This is a genomic window from Pectobacterium carotovorum, assembly GCF_033898505.1.
Taxonomy (GTDB): Bacteria; Pseudomonadota; Gammaproteobacteria; order Enterobacterales; family Enterobacteriaceae; genus Pectobacterium; species Pectobacterium carotovorum_J.
Genome location: NZ_JAXAFK010000001.1, coordinates 2,629,806 through 2,644,272, shown reverse-complemented (window position 1 = coordinate 2,644,272; position 14,467 = coordinate 2,629,806). Strand labels below are relative to the sequence as shown.

The following is a 14,467-nucleotide window of genomic DNA, read 5'->3' as shown; positions in this document are numbered from 1 at the left end:
GCGATATGTTCTGCCAATACATGTTTTCATAATACATGTTTTATCTACAGGTACCACTATCATGAGACTGACATCCAAAGGCCGTTACGCCGTTACCGCCATGCTCGATGTGGCTCTGCACTCCCAGGAAGGACCCGTTCCATTGGCGGATATTTCTGAACGCCAGGGTATTTCATTGTCTTATCTGGAGCAGCTATTTTCGCGCCTGCGTAAGAATGGACTGGTTGCCAGCGTGCGTGGCCCAGGCGGTGGTTACCTGCTGGGTAAAAGCGCGAATGAAATTGCTGTCGGCATGGTCATTTCGGCCGTCGATGAATCCGTTGATGCAACGCGTTGTCAGGGCCGTGAAGGCTGTCAGGGTGGCGATCGCTGCCTGACGCACACGCTGTGGCGCGATCTGAGCGACCGTATCACCGACTTCCTGAATAACATCACGCTGGATGAGCTGGTGAACAACAAGGAAGTGCTGGATGTGGCGGATCGTCAGGATGCGGACATTCGCCGCACTGCCAATGGACGAATCCAGGAAACGATTAACGTTAACCTGCGCGCCTGATCCACCTTCAACGTGATGAGTACCTTTACTCATCACGTTTTGCCTTTCTGATAGCCGCATAATCCTGACCACATTGCCCAATGTGGCGTTGGTGTTAGCCCGACTATCACGATGTTGTACCAACGATGACATCGTCAGATTTTTTGCATTGGCCCGAGAGGTTGCGGGTATAAACAGCCTGTCAATAAAACAAAACGCATTGTACGTTTTGAAGTGATGTACGGAGTTTATGAGCAATGAAGTTACCTATCTATCTCGACTACTCAGCCACCACGCCGGTTGACCCGCGCGTCGCTGAGAAAATGATGCAGTTTTTGACTTTGGACGGTACGTTCGGTAACCCGGCTTCCCGTTCCCACCGTTTTGGCTGGCAGGCGGAAGAGGCGGTAGATATCGCCCGTAACCAAATTGCTGAGCTGGTCGGTGCCGACCCACGTGAGATCGTCTTCACGTCAGGCGCGACCGAAGCCGATAACCTCGCGATTAAAGGTGTTGCCAACTTCTACCAGAAGAAGGGCAAGCACATCATCACCAGCAAAACCGAACACAAAGCCGTGCTGGATACCTGCCGTCAGCTTGAACGCGAAGGCTTCGAGGTCACCTATCTGGCCCCGCAGCGTAACGGCATTATCGATCTGGCTGAACTCGAAGCGGCAATGCGTGAGGACACCATTTTGGTTTCCATCATGCACGTCAATAATGAAATCGGTGTTGTGCAGGATATCGAAACGATCGGCGACATGTGCCGCAGTCGCGGTATTGTGTTCCACGTCGATGCCACGCAGAGCGTAGGCAAACTGCCTATCGATCTCAACCAGTTAAAAGTGGATCTGATGTCTTTCTCTGGCCATAAAATCTATGGACCGAAAGGGATCGGAGCACTGTATGTTCGTCGTAAACCCCGTATTCGTCTTGAAGCGCAGATGCACGGCGGCGGCCATGAGCGCGGCATGCGTTCTGGCACCTTGCCTGTGCACCAGATTGTCGGGATGGGCGAAGCCTACCGCATCGCGAAAGAAGAGATGACCGCAGAAATGGATCGCCTGCGCACGCTGCGCGATCGTCTGTGGAACGGTATTAATGATATTGAAGAAGTCTACCTGAATGGTGACATCGAACAGGGCGCGCCTAACATCCTGAACGTCAGCTTCAACTACGTTGAAGGTGAATCACTGATTATGGCGCTCAAGGATCTGGCGGTATCGTCCGGTTCTGCCTGTACGTCGGCCAGTCTGGAGCCCTCCTACGTGTTACGTGCGCTGGGCATGAATGATGAGCTGGCGCATAGCTCGATCCGTTTCTCGCTGGGACGTTTTACCACCGAAGAAGAGATCGACTACACGATCGAGCTGGTGTGTAAATCCATCGGTCGTCTGCGCGATCTTTCTCCGCTGTGGGAAATGTTCAAGCAGGGCGTGGATATCAGCAGCATCGAGTGGGCGCATCATTAATTCACCAGATCGGGGACGACTATCATGGCTTACAGCGAAAAAGTAATTGATCACTATGAAAATCCACGCAACGTGGGTTCATTTGACAACGCCGATCCTTCTATCGGCAGCGGCATGGTCGGCGCGCCAGCGTGCGGCGATGTGATGAAGTTGCAGATAAAAGTCAACAATGAGGGTATCATCGAAGATGCCCGCTTCAAGACGTACGGTTGTGGTTCTGCCATTGCCTCCAGCTCGCTGGTCACAGAGTGGGTAAAAGGCAAATCGCTGAATGAAGCAGAAGCGATTAAGAACACGCAGATTGCCGAAGAACTTGAGCTACCGCCGGTGAAGATTCACTGCTCCATTCTGGCGGAAGACGCTATCAAGGCAGCGATTGCGGATTACAAAAGTAAACGCGACGCGCAGTAATCTCTGCGGCTGAACTCGGCGGGGCACCGTTTCTTGCGGTGCCTGATTCCGTCGAGGTGGCGAACGATCGAGGTAACAGTATGTCGATTTCTCTGAGCGAAAGTGCGGCACAACGCGTGAACGCTTTCATCGCAAACCGGGGCAAAGGCCTTGGGCTGCGTCTTGGCGTACGGACATCCGGCTGTTCTGGTATGGCGTATGTGCTGGAATTTGTTGATGATTTGAACGACGGCGATACGGTCTTTGAAGACAAAGGCGTCAAAGTCATCGTGGACGGCAAAAGCCTGGTCTATCTTGATGGAACCGAGTTGGATTTCGTCAAAGAAGGGCTGAACGAAGGCTTTAAGTTCAATAATCCTAACATTTCCGGCGAATGCGGTTGCGGCGAAAGTTTCAACGTCTGACCCCTCTCGGGTAGTCGCGTGCTGTCAGTGAATGATCGGCGCTGCTACCCAGCACTCCCTGAGTACCACTATGGATTACTTTACGTTATTCGGGCTGCCGATTCGCTATGATGTAGATGGCGGCCTGCTTGCATCCCGTTTTCAGGCGTTGCAACGTCAGTTCCATCCTGACCGTTATGCTGCCAGCCCCGAGCGCGAGCGCATGCTGGCGGTGCAGCAGGCGGCGACGATCAACAATGCCTATCAGGCGCTCAAGCATCCGCTGAAACGCGCGGAGTATATGCTGTCGTTGCACGGGTTTGATGTGAACAACGAACAGCATACGATGAAGGACACGGCGTTCCTGATGGAACAGCTGGAACTGCGCGAAGAATTGGATGCGATCTCGCAGCGATCGGATGCGGATGAGGCTCTGACGGCCTTCGCTGAGCGATTGCAGGAAACGATCGTTAAGCGCCGTTCGCATATGCGTGATGAACTCGATAATGAGACGTGGACAGACGCCGCAGATACCGTGCGCAAGCTACGCTTTTTAGACAAGCTCCAGCAACAGGTTGAAGAACTCGAAGAACAATTGCTGGACAGATAACTGGTTAATCCGGCGGGTAACCCGATGGTGATTGCCATTCCGGGTTTTTCGCCAGCCAATTGATGGAAGCTCAATATGGCCTTATTACAAATTAGTGAGCCTGGCCTTAGCGCCGCACCGCATCAGCGTCGTCTGGCTGTCGGTATTGATTTAGGCACCACCCATTCTCTTGTTGCCACCGTACGCAGCGGTGAAGCTCAGACACTAGCAGATAGCGACGGGCGCGACCTGCTGCCCTCGGTTGTCCACTATTGTCACGATGGTCACAGCGTCGGCTGGGATGCACGCGACAATGCTGCCCACGATCTGGAAAATACCGTCAGCTCAGTCAAACGCCTGATGGGGCGCTCTCTGGATGATATTCAGCAACGCTACCCGCATTTACCGTATCACTTTCATGCCAGCGGTAACGGCCTGCCGTTGATTCATACCTCGGCTGGCAACCTCAATCCTGTACAGGTGTCGGCGGATATTTTGTCCGCGCTGGCTGCGCGTGCGGAAGCGGCGTTAGGCGGCGTGCCGGATGGCGTGGTGATTACCGTTCCCGCTTATTTCGATGACGCACAGCGTCAGGGCACCAAAGACGCAGCGCGTCTTGCCGGGCTGCACGTCTTGCGCCTGCTGAATGAACCGACCGCCGCCGCGATTGCCTACGGGCTGGATTCCGGTAAAGAGGGCGTGATCGCTATTTACGATCTGGGCGGCGGCACCTTTGATATTTCCATTCTGCGCCTGAGCCGCGGCGTCTTTGAGGTGCTGGCAACGGGCGGCGATTCTGCACTGGGCGGTGATGATTTCGATCATCTGCTGGCGGAGTGGTTGCGTGAGCAGGCAGGCATTCACAATCATGACGATCGCCAGTTGGATCATGCCTTTCGCGATGCGGCGGTGAAAGCCAAGATTGCACTTAGCAGCGCCGAGTCAGCCCGTGTAGATGTGGCAGGCTGGCAAGGTGATATCACCCGCGAGCAGTTTGATTCGCTGATCGCTCAACTGGTGAAACGCACGCTGCTGTCCTGTCGTCGTACGCTGAAAGACGCGGGGCTGACGCCGGAAGAGGTGCTGGAAATCGTGATGGTGGGCGGATCGACACGCGTTCCGCTGGTGCGTGAGCAGGTAGGGACGTTTTTTGGCCGTACACCGCTGACGTCGATCGATCCAGATAAAGTCGTGGCCATCGGCGCGGCGATCCAGGCGGATATTCTGGTGGGTAACAAGCCAGATAGTGACATGCTGCTGCTGGACGTGATTCCTCTGTCGCTGGGGCTGGAGACGATGGGCGGACTGGTGGAAAAAATCATTCCGCGCAATACCACGATCCCGGTTGCCCGCGCACAGGAATTTACCACCTTCAAAGACGGCCAAAGCGGCATGATGATCCACGTTTTGCAGGGCGAGCGCGAAATGGTGGCGGATTGCCGTTCGCTGGCTCGCTTCTCGCTGCGTGGCTTACCGCCGTTGCCTGCTGGTGGAGCTCACATTCGTGTGACCTTTCAGGTTGACGCGGATGGCCTGCTGAGCGTGACGGCGATGGAGAAATCGACGGGCGTTGAGGCATCCATTCAGGTGAAGCCGTCATACGGCCTGAGCGATACAGAAATTGCCACCATGATCACCGACTCGATGCTGAATGCGAAGGAAGATGTCGGCGCGCGTCGTCTGGCAGAGCAAAAAGTGGAAGCGGCACGTGTGCTGGAAAGCTTGCAAAGCGCGCTGGTGGCTGATGCAGAGTTATTGAGTAATGACGAAAAAGGTATCATTGTCGCGGCATCCGAACACCTGCATACGATGATGCAGGGAAGCGATCCCGTGGCGATTGAAGCCGCGATTAAAACAGTCGATCAACAAACCCAGGAATTCGCTGCCCGTCGTATGGATGCCTCTATCCGTCGCGCGCTGGCAGGCCATTCTGTGGATGAGGTGTAACATGCCTAAGATAGTTTTTTTACCGCATCAGGATCTGTGTCCTGAAGGTGCGGTTTTGGAAGCGGAACGCGGTGAAAGCATTCTGGAAGTCGCCCTGCGTAACGGTATTGACGTTGAGCATGCCTGCGAAAAATCCTGCGCCTGCACCACCTGCCACTGCATCGTGCGTGAGGGGTTTGACTCGCTGGCGGAAAGCACGGAAGAAGAAGACGATATGCTGGATAAGGCCTGGGGACTGGAACCGGAAAGTCGTCTGGGCTGTCAGGCGCGTATCGCCGGGGACGATCTGGTCGTCGAGATCCCGCGCTATACGATCAACCACGCGCGCGAGCATTGATCTGAATAAGGAGAAACCGCGATGGGATTAAAATGGACAGACAGCCGGGCTATCGGCGAAGCGCTTTACGATCAGTTTCCCGATCTCGATCCGAAAACCGTCCGTTTCACGGATATGCATCAGTGGATCTGCGAACTGGATGAATTTGACGATCGGCCGGACGCTTCCAACGAAAAAATTCTGGAAGCGATCCTGTTGGTCTGGTTAGATGAAGCAGAGTAGAAACATGGCGGGGCTGCCTTGGGTGGCCCGTTTTATTTCATGCCAAAATTCGTAACATTTGCATGTCATGATGCACCGTTTATTTATCTGCAAACCGAGTATTTATAAGCGAGAGCGTTTATAAAAACGTATTGATAAGCAGAACGTCTGCAACTATGAACATCACCTGCAAACATGAAAAGTGGCAGGAATATCCATTATCGGAGAAGCACTATGACGAACAATACCATGCTGATTTCACTCTCCACTCAACCTGCTGACGCGCGCTGGGGAGAAAAAGCGACGCTGAGTGTGAATGAGCAGGGTTTTATCATTCATGTTGGAACGACATCACTGAATGGCAAAGCTGCACTGGCAACAATCCAGCGTGCCGCCCGCAAAATCGATGGGCAGGGGATCAAACACGTTAAGCTGGCGGGTGAAGGCTGGGATCTGGCAAACAGCTGGGCATTCTGGCAGGGATATCGCGGGCCGAAAGGGCAAAGAACGGTTGAGTGGGCGGAACTGAACGACGCCGACAAGAAAGAGCTGAACGATCGCCTGAAGATTGTCGACTGGGTGCGTGACACCATTAACCTGCCTGCTGAAGATTTGGGGCCAGAGCAACTGGCAACCCGCGCAGTCGATTTGCTGTGTGACGTCGCCTGTGACGCCGTCAGCTACCGTATCACCAAAGGTGAAGATCTGCGTGAGCAAAATTATGCCGGTCTGCACACGGTCGGCCGCGGTTCTGAACGTCAGCCGGTGCTACTGGCGCTGGACTATAACCCAACGGGTAACGCGGATGCGCCAGTGTTCGCCTGTCTGGTAGGTAAAGGTATTACGTTTGATACCGGCGGCTACAGTCTGAAACCGAGCAGCTCTATGGATTCCATGAAATCGGACATGGGCGGTGCGGCTACCCTGACGGGCGCACTGGCGCTGGCGGCGGCGCGTGGTTTGCAACAACGCGTGAAACTGTACCTGTGCTGTGCGGACAACATGGTGAGCGGCAATGCATTCCGACTGGGCGATATTATTCGCTACCGTAACGGCAAGACGGTTGAGGTCATGAACACCGATGCAGAAGGGCGTCTGGTGCTGGCGGATGGCCTGATCGATGCCTCCGAGCAGAACCCGCAGTGGATTATCGACTGTGCAACGCTGACGGGCGCGGCGAAAACGGCGCTGGGCAACGACTATCATGCGCTGTTCAGCTTTGATGACGAGCTGGTGGCGACACTGCAGGAAAGTGCGAAAGAAGAAAACGAGCCGTTCTGGCGTCTGCCGCTGGAAGAATTCCACCGCAGCCACCTGCCGTCCAGCTTTGCCGATCTGAACAATATCGCCAGCGGCGCGCACACTGCCGGTGCCAGCACGGCGGCGGCTTTCCTGTCGCACTTTGTGAAAAATTACCAGCAGGGCTGGCTGCACATCGACTGTTCCGCGACGTACCGTAAAGGCGCGGTGGAGCAGTGGGCGACAGGCGCAACGGGGCTCGGCGTACGCACACTGGCTAACCTGTTGCTGAGCAACGCCAAATAGTCGGTTCAGGCTTATCTGCCATTTACAGAATGTGTTGAGACATAACGCCGCGCCTCATGCGTAATGCTAGTCACTTAAGCATGAGTTTAGGGGGAAACACGGTGATGAGGCTCCCGCAGGGATGCCTCGCATCGTGGTAGCCCCCGGTATCTCGATCCTTAACCGATCGGCATTAGAGCCTCACGCGTCGGTTTTTAACGTAATCATGTTGAGGAAAGTATGGAGTTTTCGCCACGTAATAAACTGGAAGAAGTGCTGATTCTGGCTGCAACGGAACCCGCGCATCGTCCTGAATTTTTCAGTGAACTGATGGAAGCCACGGTGTTTGTGCTGGGCACGACCGATGACGGAGATGAATCCGGTGAGGTGGTGCTGCACGCGGGCAGTAATGTGAACATCCAACACTGGGAAAAAGACGATGGCTCGTCTGCTATTCCTTTCTTCTCTTCTCTGGAAGCATTGCAGAGCGTGATTACGGAAGAAGCGTCTTTTCTGGCTCTACCGACGCGTTCGCTGTTTGAAATGACACAGGGCGTCACGCTGTTCCTCAATCCTAAACTGCCGTATGGCAAAGAGTTTTTGCCGCAGGAAATTGAACATATTCTGTCTGGCGAAGGTAACGGTTTTGTTCAGCAGCGTATCGTTGAAGAAGAGATGCAGGTCATGCTGAGCCAGCCTGCCGAGATGCCGGCACAGATGATTGATTCCCTGACGCAGCTGTTTACCAAACATCGTCATGTAAAACGGGCGTTTCTGGCGCAGATTCAGGAGCCGGGCGAAGAGCAGCCGCATCTGCTGATTGGGATTGATGTCGATCAGGACGAGGAAGCCATCATCCGTGAAGCGGGCAGCGTCGCCAGTGATACCTTGCCGGACGAGCGCCCTGTCGATCTGTGTCTGGTGAAGGAAGGCGAACCGGGGATCAGCCACTACATGATTAAACACACCACGCCGTTCTACGAACGCAAGTGGGGGAGTTTCCTGAGGGAGTTTAAGGCCACAGGCAACGCCTGATACCCGTCATACTTCAAGCTGCTTGTGCGTTGGCAATACTCGGCTCATCCTTAGCCTCGCCCTGAAGGGCCGCCGCAAGCGGCGTTCAAATCGGCTAGGCCGATTTGTCCTTACTCACCCCAGTCACTTACCTGTGTAAGCTCCTGGGGATTAATGAGCCTCATAGAGGCTCACCCTTCGGGTCAGCGCTAGCGCTGTTCAAATCGATTAAAACCGATTTGTCATGCGGTTGCCGCGTTACAAGGCCATAAATGGGCCTTGCCCTAAAGGGTCAACGCAGAGCGTTGTTCAAAACGATAACGTTTTGTCACGCAACTCGAATTATTTAGGGTATATAGGGTATATAAATTTGATAGAGGCGACAGTGGATTACGATTTTTCCGCTGTTGCCTGCAACAACAGTAAATCGATCAGCATCACCAGATTCGATTCAAATGAGCTAATCTCCCCGGCCTCCGCCGCATAGTGAACCGCATCATCGTAGAGCCGGAAGTGTAAATCGGCCAACTCGCCTAATGAATTCAACGACGCTCGGGTAAACGCGATCACTTTCATGCCAATGTTTTTGGCGATACGCGCCTTATCTAACACTTGTTCGGTCTCTCCACTGCGGGAGATGGCGATAAACACCTGATATTTCGGTGCGTTATTAAGAAAAATGCCTCGGCTGTCTCCCAGCCCGGAAGAGAACGCATCTTTCCCTAACACCTGCAGTTTCTTCGCCAAATACTCGGCAAACAGGTGAGAAAACCCTGCGCCATAGAGGAAAAAGTGGCTTTCCTGTCGCAGGATAGCGCTGAAAGTCGCTCTATCCTGATGGCTAATGTAGGCAAATGTGCGTTGGTAATTGTCGACAAAATGCTGGAAGGCATCGGGAAGTGAAGCGTCATCGGGCGTGACGGCAGGCGAGGGAGCCAGACGCGGATGATCCGTGAGCAGCGTTTTACAGTGATAAATGAATTCACTGTAGCCGCTAAAGCCGATTTTCTGGCACAGCCGCATGATGGTTGCGGTGGAGACATAGGTTTTCTGCGCCAGTTCACGTACCGTGATTTTGCCTATCAGCGACGAATGTTCGGCGATAAAAGCCAGCACGCGGTATTCCGCGCGCGTCAGCACTTGGCCGTGCTGCATTAAGGATGCCAGCCGATTATCCACCTGCTACCCCTGATTGACGGCAATAAAATACCGAACGGGATTAATCGCGCGCAATCGGAACATCATCGCGGCTACCCCAATCGCTCCACGAACCGTCGTACAGCGTCACATTCGGGACATTTAACTGCGTCAGCGCCAGCACCACGACGGATGCTGTTACGCCTGAACCACAGCTGGCGACGATGGGGCGGGTGAAATCCACACCGTGCTTATGCAGAATGGTGGCGAGTTCAGCATTGGATTTCAGCGCACCGTTATGCACCAGATCGGTCCACGGCACGTTCAGGCTGCCGGGAATATGGCCGCGATGCAGGCCGGGACGCGGTTCGTCCACTTCGGCATGAAAGCGCGGAGCGGGGCGGGCATCGACAATCTGCTCTGACTTATCCCGGCTGATGGAGAGCACGTCGTCGCGTGAGCGAATCGCGTTTTGATCCAGCGTGGCATGAAACGTGGTTGGCTTTGGCGTCACATCGCCCTGTTCCAATGGCAGATTCTGCGCTGTCCAGCCCGCCAGACCACCGCTCAGAATTGAAAGGGATGTCGCGCCGAAGGTGTGCAACATCCACCATGCGCGTGGCGCGGAGAAGAGATTTCCTTCATCGTAAATCACCAGATGCTGCTGGTTATCAATTCCCAGTGCGCCCATTGCCCGCGCGAAGTCTTCGCGAGTTGGCATCATGTGCGGCAGATCGGTGCTGTGATCGGACAGCGTTTCAATATCAAAAAAAACCGCGCCAGGCAGGTGGCCGGCGCGGTATTCGGCATGAATATCACGGGTGGTATTGCCCGGTGGCAGCATTCGGGCATCAATGAGTGTGATACTGTTGTCATTCAGGTGGCTGGCAAGCCAGTCTGCGGAAACAAACCGCTCATGAGAAACGGGCAAATCAGAAGACGATGCTGACATAGATCCTCCACGTTGGGGCCGACGAATTCAGCCCCGAATCTACCATTGATGTGCAATGGTAGATTCATTGTCAGCGATTTTCCCTCATCCGACAAGTAGCGGATTATTGGGCGATACCGTCTCTATATGCTTGTTTTAATTGCGGCCAGTAATCCTGATTGGCTTCAATCATCTCATCCAGAATGGCTTTGGCGTGCTGCATCGTCGGCACGGTACGGTTCAAGGTAAACGCCTGCAAGGCCTTCTCGTAGCTGCCTTCCAGCGTGGCTTCCACTAACAGCTGTTCGGACGCCAACTGCTGTTCCAGCAAGGCACGGTGGAACTGTGGGACATTCCCCATCCGCACCGGCTCTGGCCCTTGCGCGGTGATATAAGCGGGCACCTCCACCATCGCGTCGTACGGCAGATTGGCGATAGCGCCTTTATTTTCGACGATCACCAGATGACGCTGACGCAGATCGAACGCCAGCGAGCAGGCGACATCAACGATGAACGAGCCGTGCACGCCAACGTGGAACGCATCTGACAGAACGCCGGTTTCCTTGTAGCTGGCGGCGGCTGCAAACAGCTTCTTCTCACGCCCGTCCATGACTTCATTGGCACGCGTGTAGTCAGGATCCTGATGCTCCACGATCTGATTCGGCATCAGGTAGTACTGCAAATACGGATTTGGCACGAACTCCGGGAAATGATCCATGACGGGTTTGATGTTGCGCCAGGTTTTCACCCACGACGGATCGGCGTGCTGCGGATCGGTATCGGCGGCATCGGCGGTCAACAGGCCATAGCGGGCGATGTGTTCGCGCAGCTCCGGCATGCGATCGACGCCATCGACCAGCACGCGGGTAAACCAGCCGAAGTGGTTCAGCCCGAAATAGTCCACCGTGATGTCGTGACGATCGACACCCAACACGGCTGCAATGTTACGCATTGCAGCAACCGGCATGTCGCAAATATTCAGCACGCGGGCGTTAGGACGTAAGCGGCGCACGCCTTCGGCAACAATGGCGGCGGGGTTGGAGTAATTGACGATCCACGCCTCTTGATGCGCATAGCGCTCAACCAGATCGATCAGTTCAGCCATCGGCAGAATGGTACGCAGGCCGTAGGCCAGTCCGCCGGGGCCGCAGGTTTCCTGCCCGACGACGCCGTGACGTAGCGGGATTTTCTCGTCCTGTTCACGCATCTTGTACTGCCCGACACGCATCTGGGCAAAGACAAAGTGAGCGCCGCTAAATGCGATCTCCGGGTCGGTCGTGACGGTAAAAACGATGCTGTCACTGTGGTCGCGAATGACCTTTTCCACCACCGGCGCGATGATGTCCTGCCGCGGGCCGTCGATGTCATATAAACGAATCTCTGCCAGCGGGAAATCCGCGAGACGTACCATCAGACTCTTTACGATGCCTGGGGTATAGGTGCTGCCGCCGCCGGCAATGGTCAGAATGAATGGGGGGTTCGTCATGGTCAGTCTCCTGTTAAAGCGCATTTTCAACTGCTTCGCGTATCGTTTTGACGTGAAGTCCGTAAACCACCTGTACGTTGTTACCCTGCCGGATAACGGCTTTCGCACCGGTGTTCTTAAGCTGTTGTTCGTCTACCAGATTCGGGTCGATCAGCGTGACCCGCAGGCGGGTGTAACAGTTATCCACCACCTCGATATTCGGTTTACCGCCCAGCCCGGCGATGATAGTGGCGCCGATAGGCGGAGCATCGCTTTTCACTGCATCCTGCGTCTGTACCTGACTCTCAGTTTTGGCCTGATACTCGGTTTTCGAATACAGTCGCGTCTCTTCCTCATCGGTTTCACGCCCGGGTGTTGGCATGTCGAAATACAGAATCAGGAAGCGGAAGACGAAGAAGTAAATCACCGACATCGTCAGCCCAATCGCGATGTACATCGGCCAGTTGGATTTTTCAATGCCCAGCGGCAGGTTATAAAGCAGGAAGTCGATGACGCCGTTGGCGCCAATCGCATGCACGCCCATGATGGAGAACAGCATCATCCCTATGCCGGTCAGTACGGCATGGACGGCAAACAGCATCGGCGCGACGAACAGGAAGGAGAACTCCAGCGGTTCGGTAACGCCCAGTAAGAAAGAGGTAAACGCGGCTGGAATCAGAATGGCTTTGGCGGCCAGCCGTTTTTCTGGTTTTGCTGTCACGTACATCGCCAGCGCGGCGGCCGTCAGACCAAACATTTTACTGATACCGCGCGCATCCCAGACCACGGTGGAACTCAGCTGTTTGACGTCCTGACAGGCCATTTCAGCAAAATAGATGTTGCGTGCACCCTGATACAGCTTGCCGCATACCTCTGCGGTTCCGCCCAGTTCGGTGTACAGGAATGGGGTATAGACCAGATGATGCAGCCCGGTGGGGATCAGCACGCGCTCCAGAAAGCCATAAATTGCGATGCCAACAGGGCCTGCACCTTTAATAGCGAAGGCCAGCCAGGTAATACCATGTTGAGCAAACGGCCACAGCGCGCTCATTGCAAAGCCCAGCGCAATCGCTAGCGGAATAACCAGAATGGCGACGAAGCAGTGGCCGGAATAGATCGCCATGACGCCGTTAAACTGTTTACTGGAATAGCGGTTATACAGATAGCCTGCGAATCCGCCGATCAGGATACCGGCGAAAACGCCCATTTCCAGCACCTGAACGCCCAGCACCATGCCTTGCCCGGCGGCGCGCATCTCTGCGGCTGGCACGAGTTTTCCCTGTAATTGCAGCGTGATATTCATGGCGTTAATGAAGATGATGAACATCACCAGACCGATCAGCGCAGCATAGCCCTTATCGCGTTTTGCCAATCCAATCGGGATCCCAACGGCGAAGACCAGTGCCAAATTAGCCAGAATCGCCACGGCAGATTTGGAAACCAGTTGACCAAAATCCTGAATCAAAGGGTGATTAAGTAAAGGGACATAGCCCGCTAAGTTGCCGTTACCAAACACGTTCCCAAATGCGATGAATAGCCCGACAATCGGAAGTATCAGCACCGGCCCATACAGGGACTTGCCGAAATTTTGCAATGCATTGACCGCTCTTTTCATTATCAGCCCTCTTACTGGCCATTATGGTGGGTACAGCAGCAAGGCTAGCAGTGAATGATAAAGAAATTCCAGTTATCTTATTGTTTTAAAAACAAATAACCTATAACGTTACAAGTAACCTTCAGAACTGTGATCGCCGATGATTTGTTACATTCAGCACTGGGGCGGTGGGAAACGAAAAAGCGCGATGCGTAATCGTTAATGAAGAGAAAATGAGAGGTAATATTTTTTTAATAAAATGTTATTTCCTTGGTAGGCAACAAAGGTCTCTGCACCTATAATTTGCGCCACTTTCACTAGCCGGGTATACAATTCTTATAATCCGGCTGCAATCTGACAGTTTAGTTAATGAGGTCAATATGACGATAGAACGTACCTTCTCCATCGTAAAACCTAATGCGGTTGCCAAGAATGCCATTGGTTCGATTTACGCACGCTTTGAAAGCGCAGGTTTTACCATCGTTGCGGCTAAAATGCTGCGTCTGAGCCGTGAGCAAGCGGAAGGTTTCTACGCTGAGCATAAAGGCAAGCCGTTCTTTGATGGCCTGGTCGAATTCATGATGTCTGGCCCAATCATGGTGCAGGTGCTGGAAGGTGAAAACGCCGTTCAACGTAACCGTGACATCATGGGTGCTACGAACCCGGCAAACGCACTGGCGGGCACGCTGCGCGCCGATTACGCAGACAGCTTCACGGCGAACGCGGTACACGGTTCTGACTCTATCGAATCCGCTCAGCGTGAAATCGCTTATTTCTTCAGCGAAGACGAAGTCTGCCCGCGCGCGTAATCTTGCGTGTGATAAACAGGTTAGCGCGTGTGATGTTGCTTCTTTTTCGTTGCTTCAGTGTGCAATGTCGAAGTAATGACACAGAAAAAAAGCGGTGATGGTAGCTTACCTGTTTTAA

The 14,467-nt window shown here is 54.0% G+C and carries 15 protein-coding genes; 11 read left to right on the top strand and 4 right to left on the bottom strand.

All coding sequences use genetic code 11. The features are described 5' to 3' along the window. The first annotated feature begins 61 nt into the window (after nucleotides 1-61). From iscR to sseB, 10 genes are all read left to right on the top strand, one after another. Complete coding sequence (gene iscR / locus R9X49_RS11865) at nucleotides 62-556, top strand: Fe-S cluster assembly transcriptional regulator IscR (protein WP_015841206.1); 495 nt, start codon at nucleotides 62-64, stop codon at nucleotides 554-556. A gap of 236 nt (nucleotides 557-792) precedes the next feature. Next, complete coding sequence (locus R9X49_RS11860; protein WP_319848525.1) at nucleotides 793-2,007, top strand: IscS subfamily cysteine desulfurase; 1,215 nt, start codon at nucleotides 793-795, stop codon at nucleotides 2,005-2,007. 24 nt (nucleotides 2,008-2,031) lie between these two features. Beyond that, entirely contained in the window at nucleotides 2,032-2,418 is a 387-nt protein-coding gene (gene iscU, locus R9X49_RS11855; RefSeq protein WP_005970177.1) for a Fe-S cluster assembly scaffold IscU, read from the top strand. Between the two features lie 80 nt (nucleotides 2,419-2,498). Beyond that, nucleotides 2,499-2,822, top strand: a complete 324-nt coding sequence (gene iscA, locus R9X49_RS11850) for an iron-sulfur cluster assembly protein IscA (RefSeq protein WP_014916217.1) — start codon at nucleotides 2,499-2,501, stop codon at nucleotides 2,820-2,822. 70 nt (nucleotides 2,823-2,892) lie between these two features. Then, entirely contained in the window at nucleotides 2,893-3,411 is a 519-nt protein-coding gene (gene hscB, locus R9X49_RS11845) for a co-chaperone HscB (protein ID WP_319848524.1), read from the top strand. A 75-nt stretch (nucleotides 3,412-3,486) separates the two neighbouring features. Beyond that, nucleotides 3,487-5,337, top strand: coding sequence for a Fe-S protein assembly chaperone HscA (gene hscA / locus R9X49_RS11840; RefSeq protein WP_319848523.1), 1,851 nt, complete (start codon nucleotides 3,487-3,489; stop codon nucleotides 5,335-5,337). Between the two features lies 1 nt (nucleotide 5,338). Further along, a complete protein-coding gene (gene fdx / locus R9X49_RS11835; RefSeq protein WP_005970171.1) occupies nucleotides 5,339-5,674 on the top strand; it encodes an ISC system 2Fe-2S type ferredoxin in 336 nt (111 codons plus the stop codon). A 21-nt stretch (nucleotides 5,675-5,695) separates the two neighbouring features. Then, on the top strand, nucleotides 5,696-5,896 hold the full coding sequence (gene iscX, locus R9X49_RS11830; RefSeq protein WP_010280073.1) for a Fe-S cluster assembly protein IscX: 201 nt from the start codon (nucleotides 5,696-5,698) through the stop codon (nucleotides 5,894-5,896). Between the two features lie 213 nt (nucleotides 5,897-6,109). After that, the gene (gene pepB, locus R9X49_RS11825) at nucleotides 6,110-7,420 is read left to right on the top strand and encodes an aminopeptidase PepB (protein ID WP_319848522.1); all 1,311 of its coding nucleotides are present in this window, start codon (nucleotides 6,110-6,112) and stop codon (nucleotides 7,418-7,420) included. Between the two features lie 219 nt (nucleotides 7,421-7,639). Next, nucleotides 7,640-8,434: an enhanced serine sensitivity protein SseB gene (gene sseB, locus R9X49_RS11820; protein ID WP_319848521.1), complete on the top strand. Its 795-nt coding sequence runs from the start codon at nucleotides 7,640-7,642 to the stop codon at nucleotides 8,432-8,434. Nucleotides 8,435-8,803: 369 nt separating this feature from the next. Here sseB and R9X49_RS11815 read toward each other — a convergent pair whose 3' ends face one another. From R9X49_RS11815 to R9X49_RS11800, 4 genes are all read right to left on the bottom strand, one after another. Beyond that, nucleotides 8,804-9,592, bottom strand: coding sequence for a MurR/RpiR family transcriptional regulator (locus R9X49_RS11815; protein WP_319848520.1), 789 nt, complete (start codon nucleotides 9,590-9,592; stop codon nucleotides 8,804-8,806). 40 nt (nucleotides 9,593-9,632) lie between these two features. Further along, the gene (gene sseA / locus R9X49_RS11810) at nucleotides 9,633-10,502 is read right to left on the bottom strand and encodes a 3-mercaptopyruvate sulfurtransferase (protein ID WP_319848519.1); all 870 of its coding nucleotides are present in this window, start codon (nucleotides 10,500-10,502) and stop codon (nucleotides 9,633-9,635) included. 103 nt (nucleotides 10,503-10,605) lie between these two features. Then, the gene (locus R9X49_RS11805; RefSeq protein ID WP_319848518.1) at nucleotides 10,606-11,967 is read right to left on the bottom strand and encodes a 6-phospho-alpha-glucosidase; all 1,362 of its coding nucleotides are present in this window, start codon (nucleotides 11,965-11,967) and stop codon (nucleotides 10,606-10,608) included. A 13-nt stretch (nucleotides 11,968-11,980) separates the two neighbouring features. After that, nucleotides 11,981-13,561: a PTS transporter subunit EIIC gene (locus R9X49_RS11800; RefSeq protein ID WP_319848517.1), complete on the bottom strand. Its 1,581-nt coding sequence runs from the start codon at nucleotides 13,559-13,561 to the stop codon at nucleotides 11,981-11,983. A 359-nt stretch (nucleotides 13,562-13,920) separates the two neighbouring features. Here R9X49_RS11800 and ndk point away from each other — a divergent pair, with 359 nt between their 5' ends. Then, nucleotides 13,921-14,349, top strand: a complete 429-nt coding sequence (gene ndk / locus R9X49_RS11795) for a nucleoside-diphosphate kinase (protein ID WP_319848516.1) — start codon at nucleotides 13,921-13,923, stop codon at nucleotides 14,347-14,349. Nucleotides 14,350-14,467: the final 118 nt, after the last annotated feature.

What these genes read in the sequence shown, in the direction of transcription:
- sseB (WP_319848521.1), top strand. Translation starts at nt 7,640, where the DNA reads ATGGAGTTTTCGCCACGTAATAAACTGGAAGAAGTGCTGATTCTGGCT.
- iscA (WP_014916217.1), top strand. Translation starts at nt 2,499, where the DNA reads ATGTCGATTTCTCTGAGCGAAAGTGCGGCACAACGCGTGAACGCTTTC.
- iscU (WP_005970177.1), top strand. Translation starts at nt 2,032, where the DNA reads ATGGCTTACAGCGAAAAAGTAATTGATCACTATGAAAATCCACGCAAC.
- iscX (WP_010280073.1), top strand. Translation starts at nt 5,696, where the DNA reads ATGGGATTAAAATGGACAGACAGCCGGGCTATCGGCGAAGCGCTTTAC.
- hscB (WP_319848524.1), top strand. Translation starts at nt 2,893, where the DNA reads ATGGATTACTTTACGTTATTCGGGCTGCCGATTCGCTATGATGTAGAT.
- R9X49_RS11805 (WP_319848518.1), bottom strand. Translation starts at nt 11,967, where the DNA reads ATGACGAACCCCCCATTCATTCTGACCATTGCCGGCGGCGGCAGCACC.
- fdx (WP_005970171.1), top strand. Translation starts at nt 5,339, where the DNA reads ATGCCTAAGATAGTTTTTTTACCGCATCAGGATCTGTGTCCTGAAGGT.
- R9X49_RS11800 (WP_319848517.1), bottom strand. Translation starts at nt 13,561, where the DNA reads ATGAAAAGAGCGGTCAATGCATTGCAAAATTTCGGCAAGTCCCTGTAT.
- ndk (WP_319848516.1), top strand. Translation starts at nt 13,921, where the DNA reads ATGACGATAGAACGTACCTTCTCCATCGTAAAACCTAATGCGGTTGCC.
- pepB (WP_319848522.1), top strand. Translation starts at nt 6,110, where the DNA reads ATGACGAACAATACCATGCTGATTTCACTCTCCACTCAACCTGCTGAC.
- hscA (WP_319848523.1), top strand. Translation starts at nt 3,487, where the DNA reads ATGGCCTTATTACAAATTAGTGAGCCTGGCCTTAGCGCCGCACCGCAT.
- iscR (WP_015841206.1), top strand. Translation starts at nt 62, where the DNA reads ATGAGACTGACATCCAAAGGCCGTTACGCCGTTACCGCCATGCTCGAT.
- R9X49_RS11860 (WP_319848525.1), top strand. Translation starts at nt 793, where the DNA reads ATGAAGTTACCTATCTATCTCGACTACTCAGCCACCACGCCGGTTGAC.
- sseA (WP_319848519.1), bottom strand. Translation starts at nt 10,502, where the DNA reads ATGTCAGCATCGTCTTCTGATTTGCCCGTTTCTCATGAGCGGTTTGTT.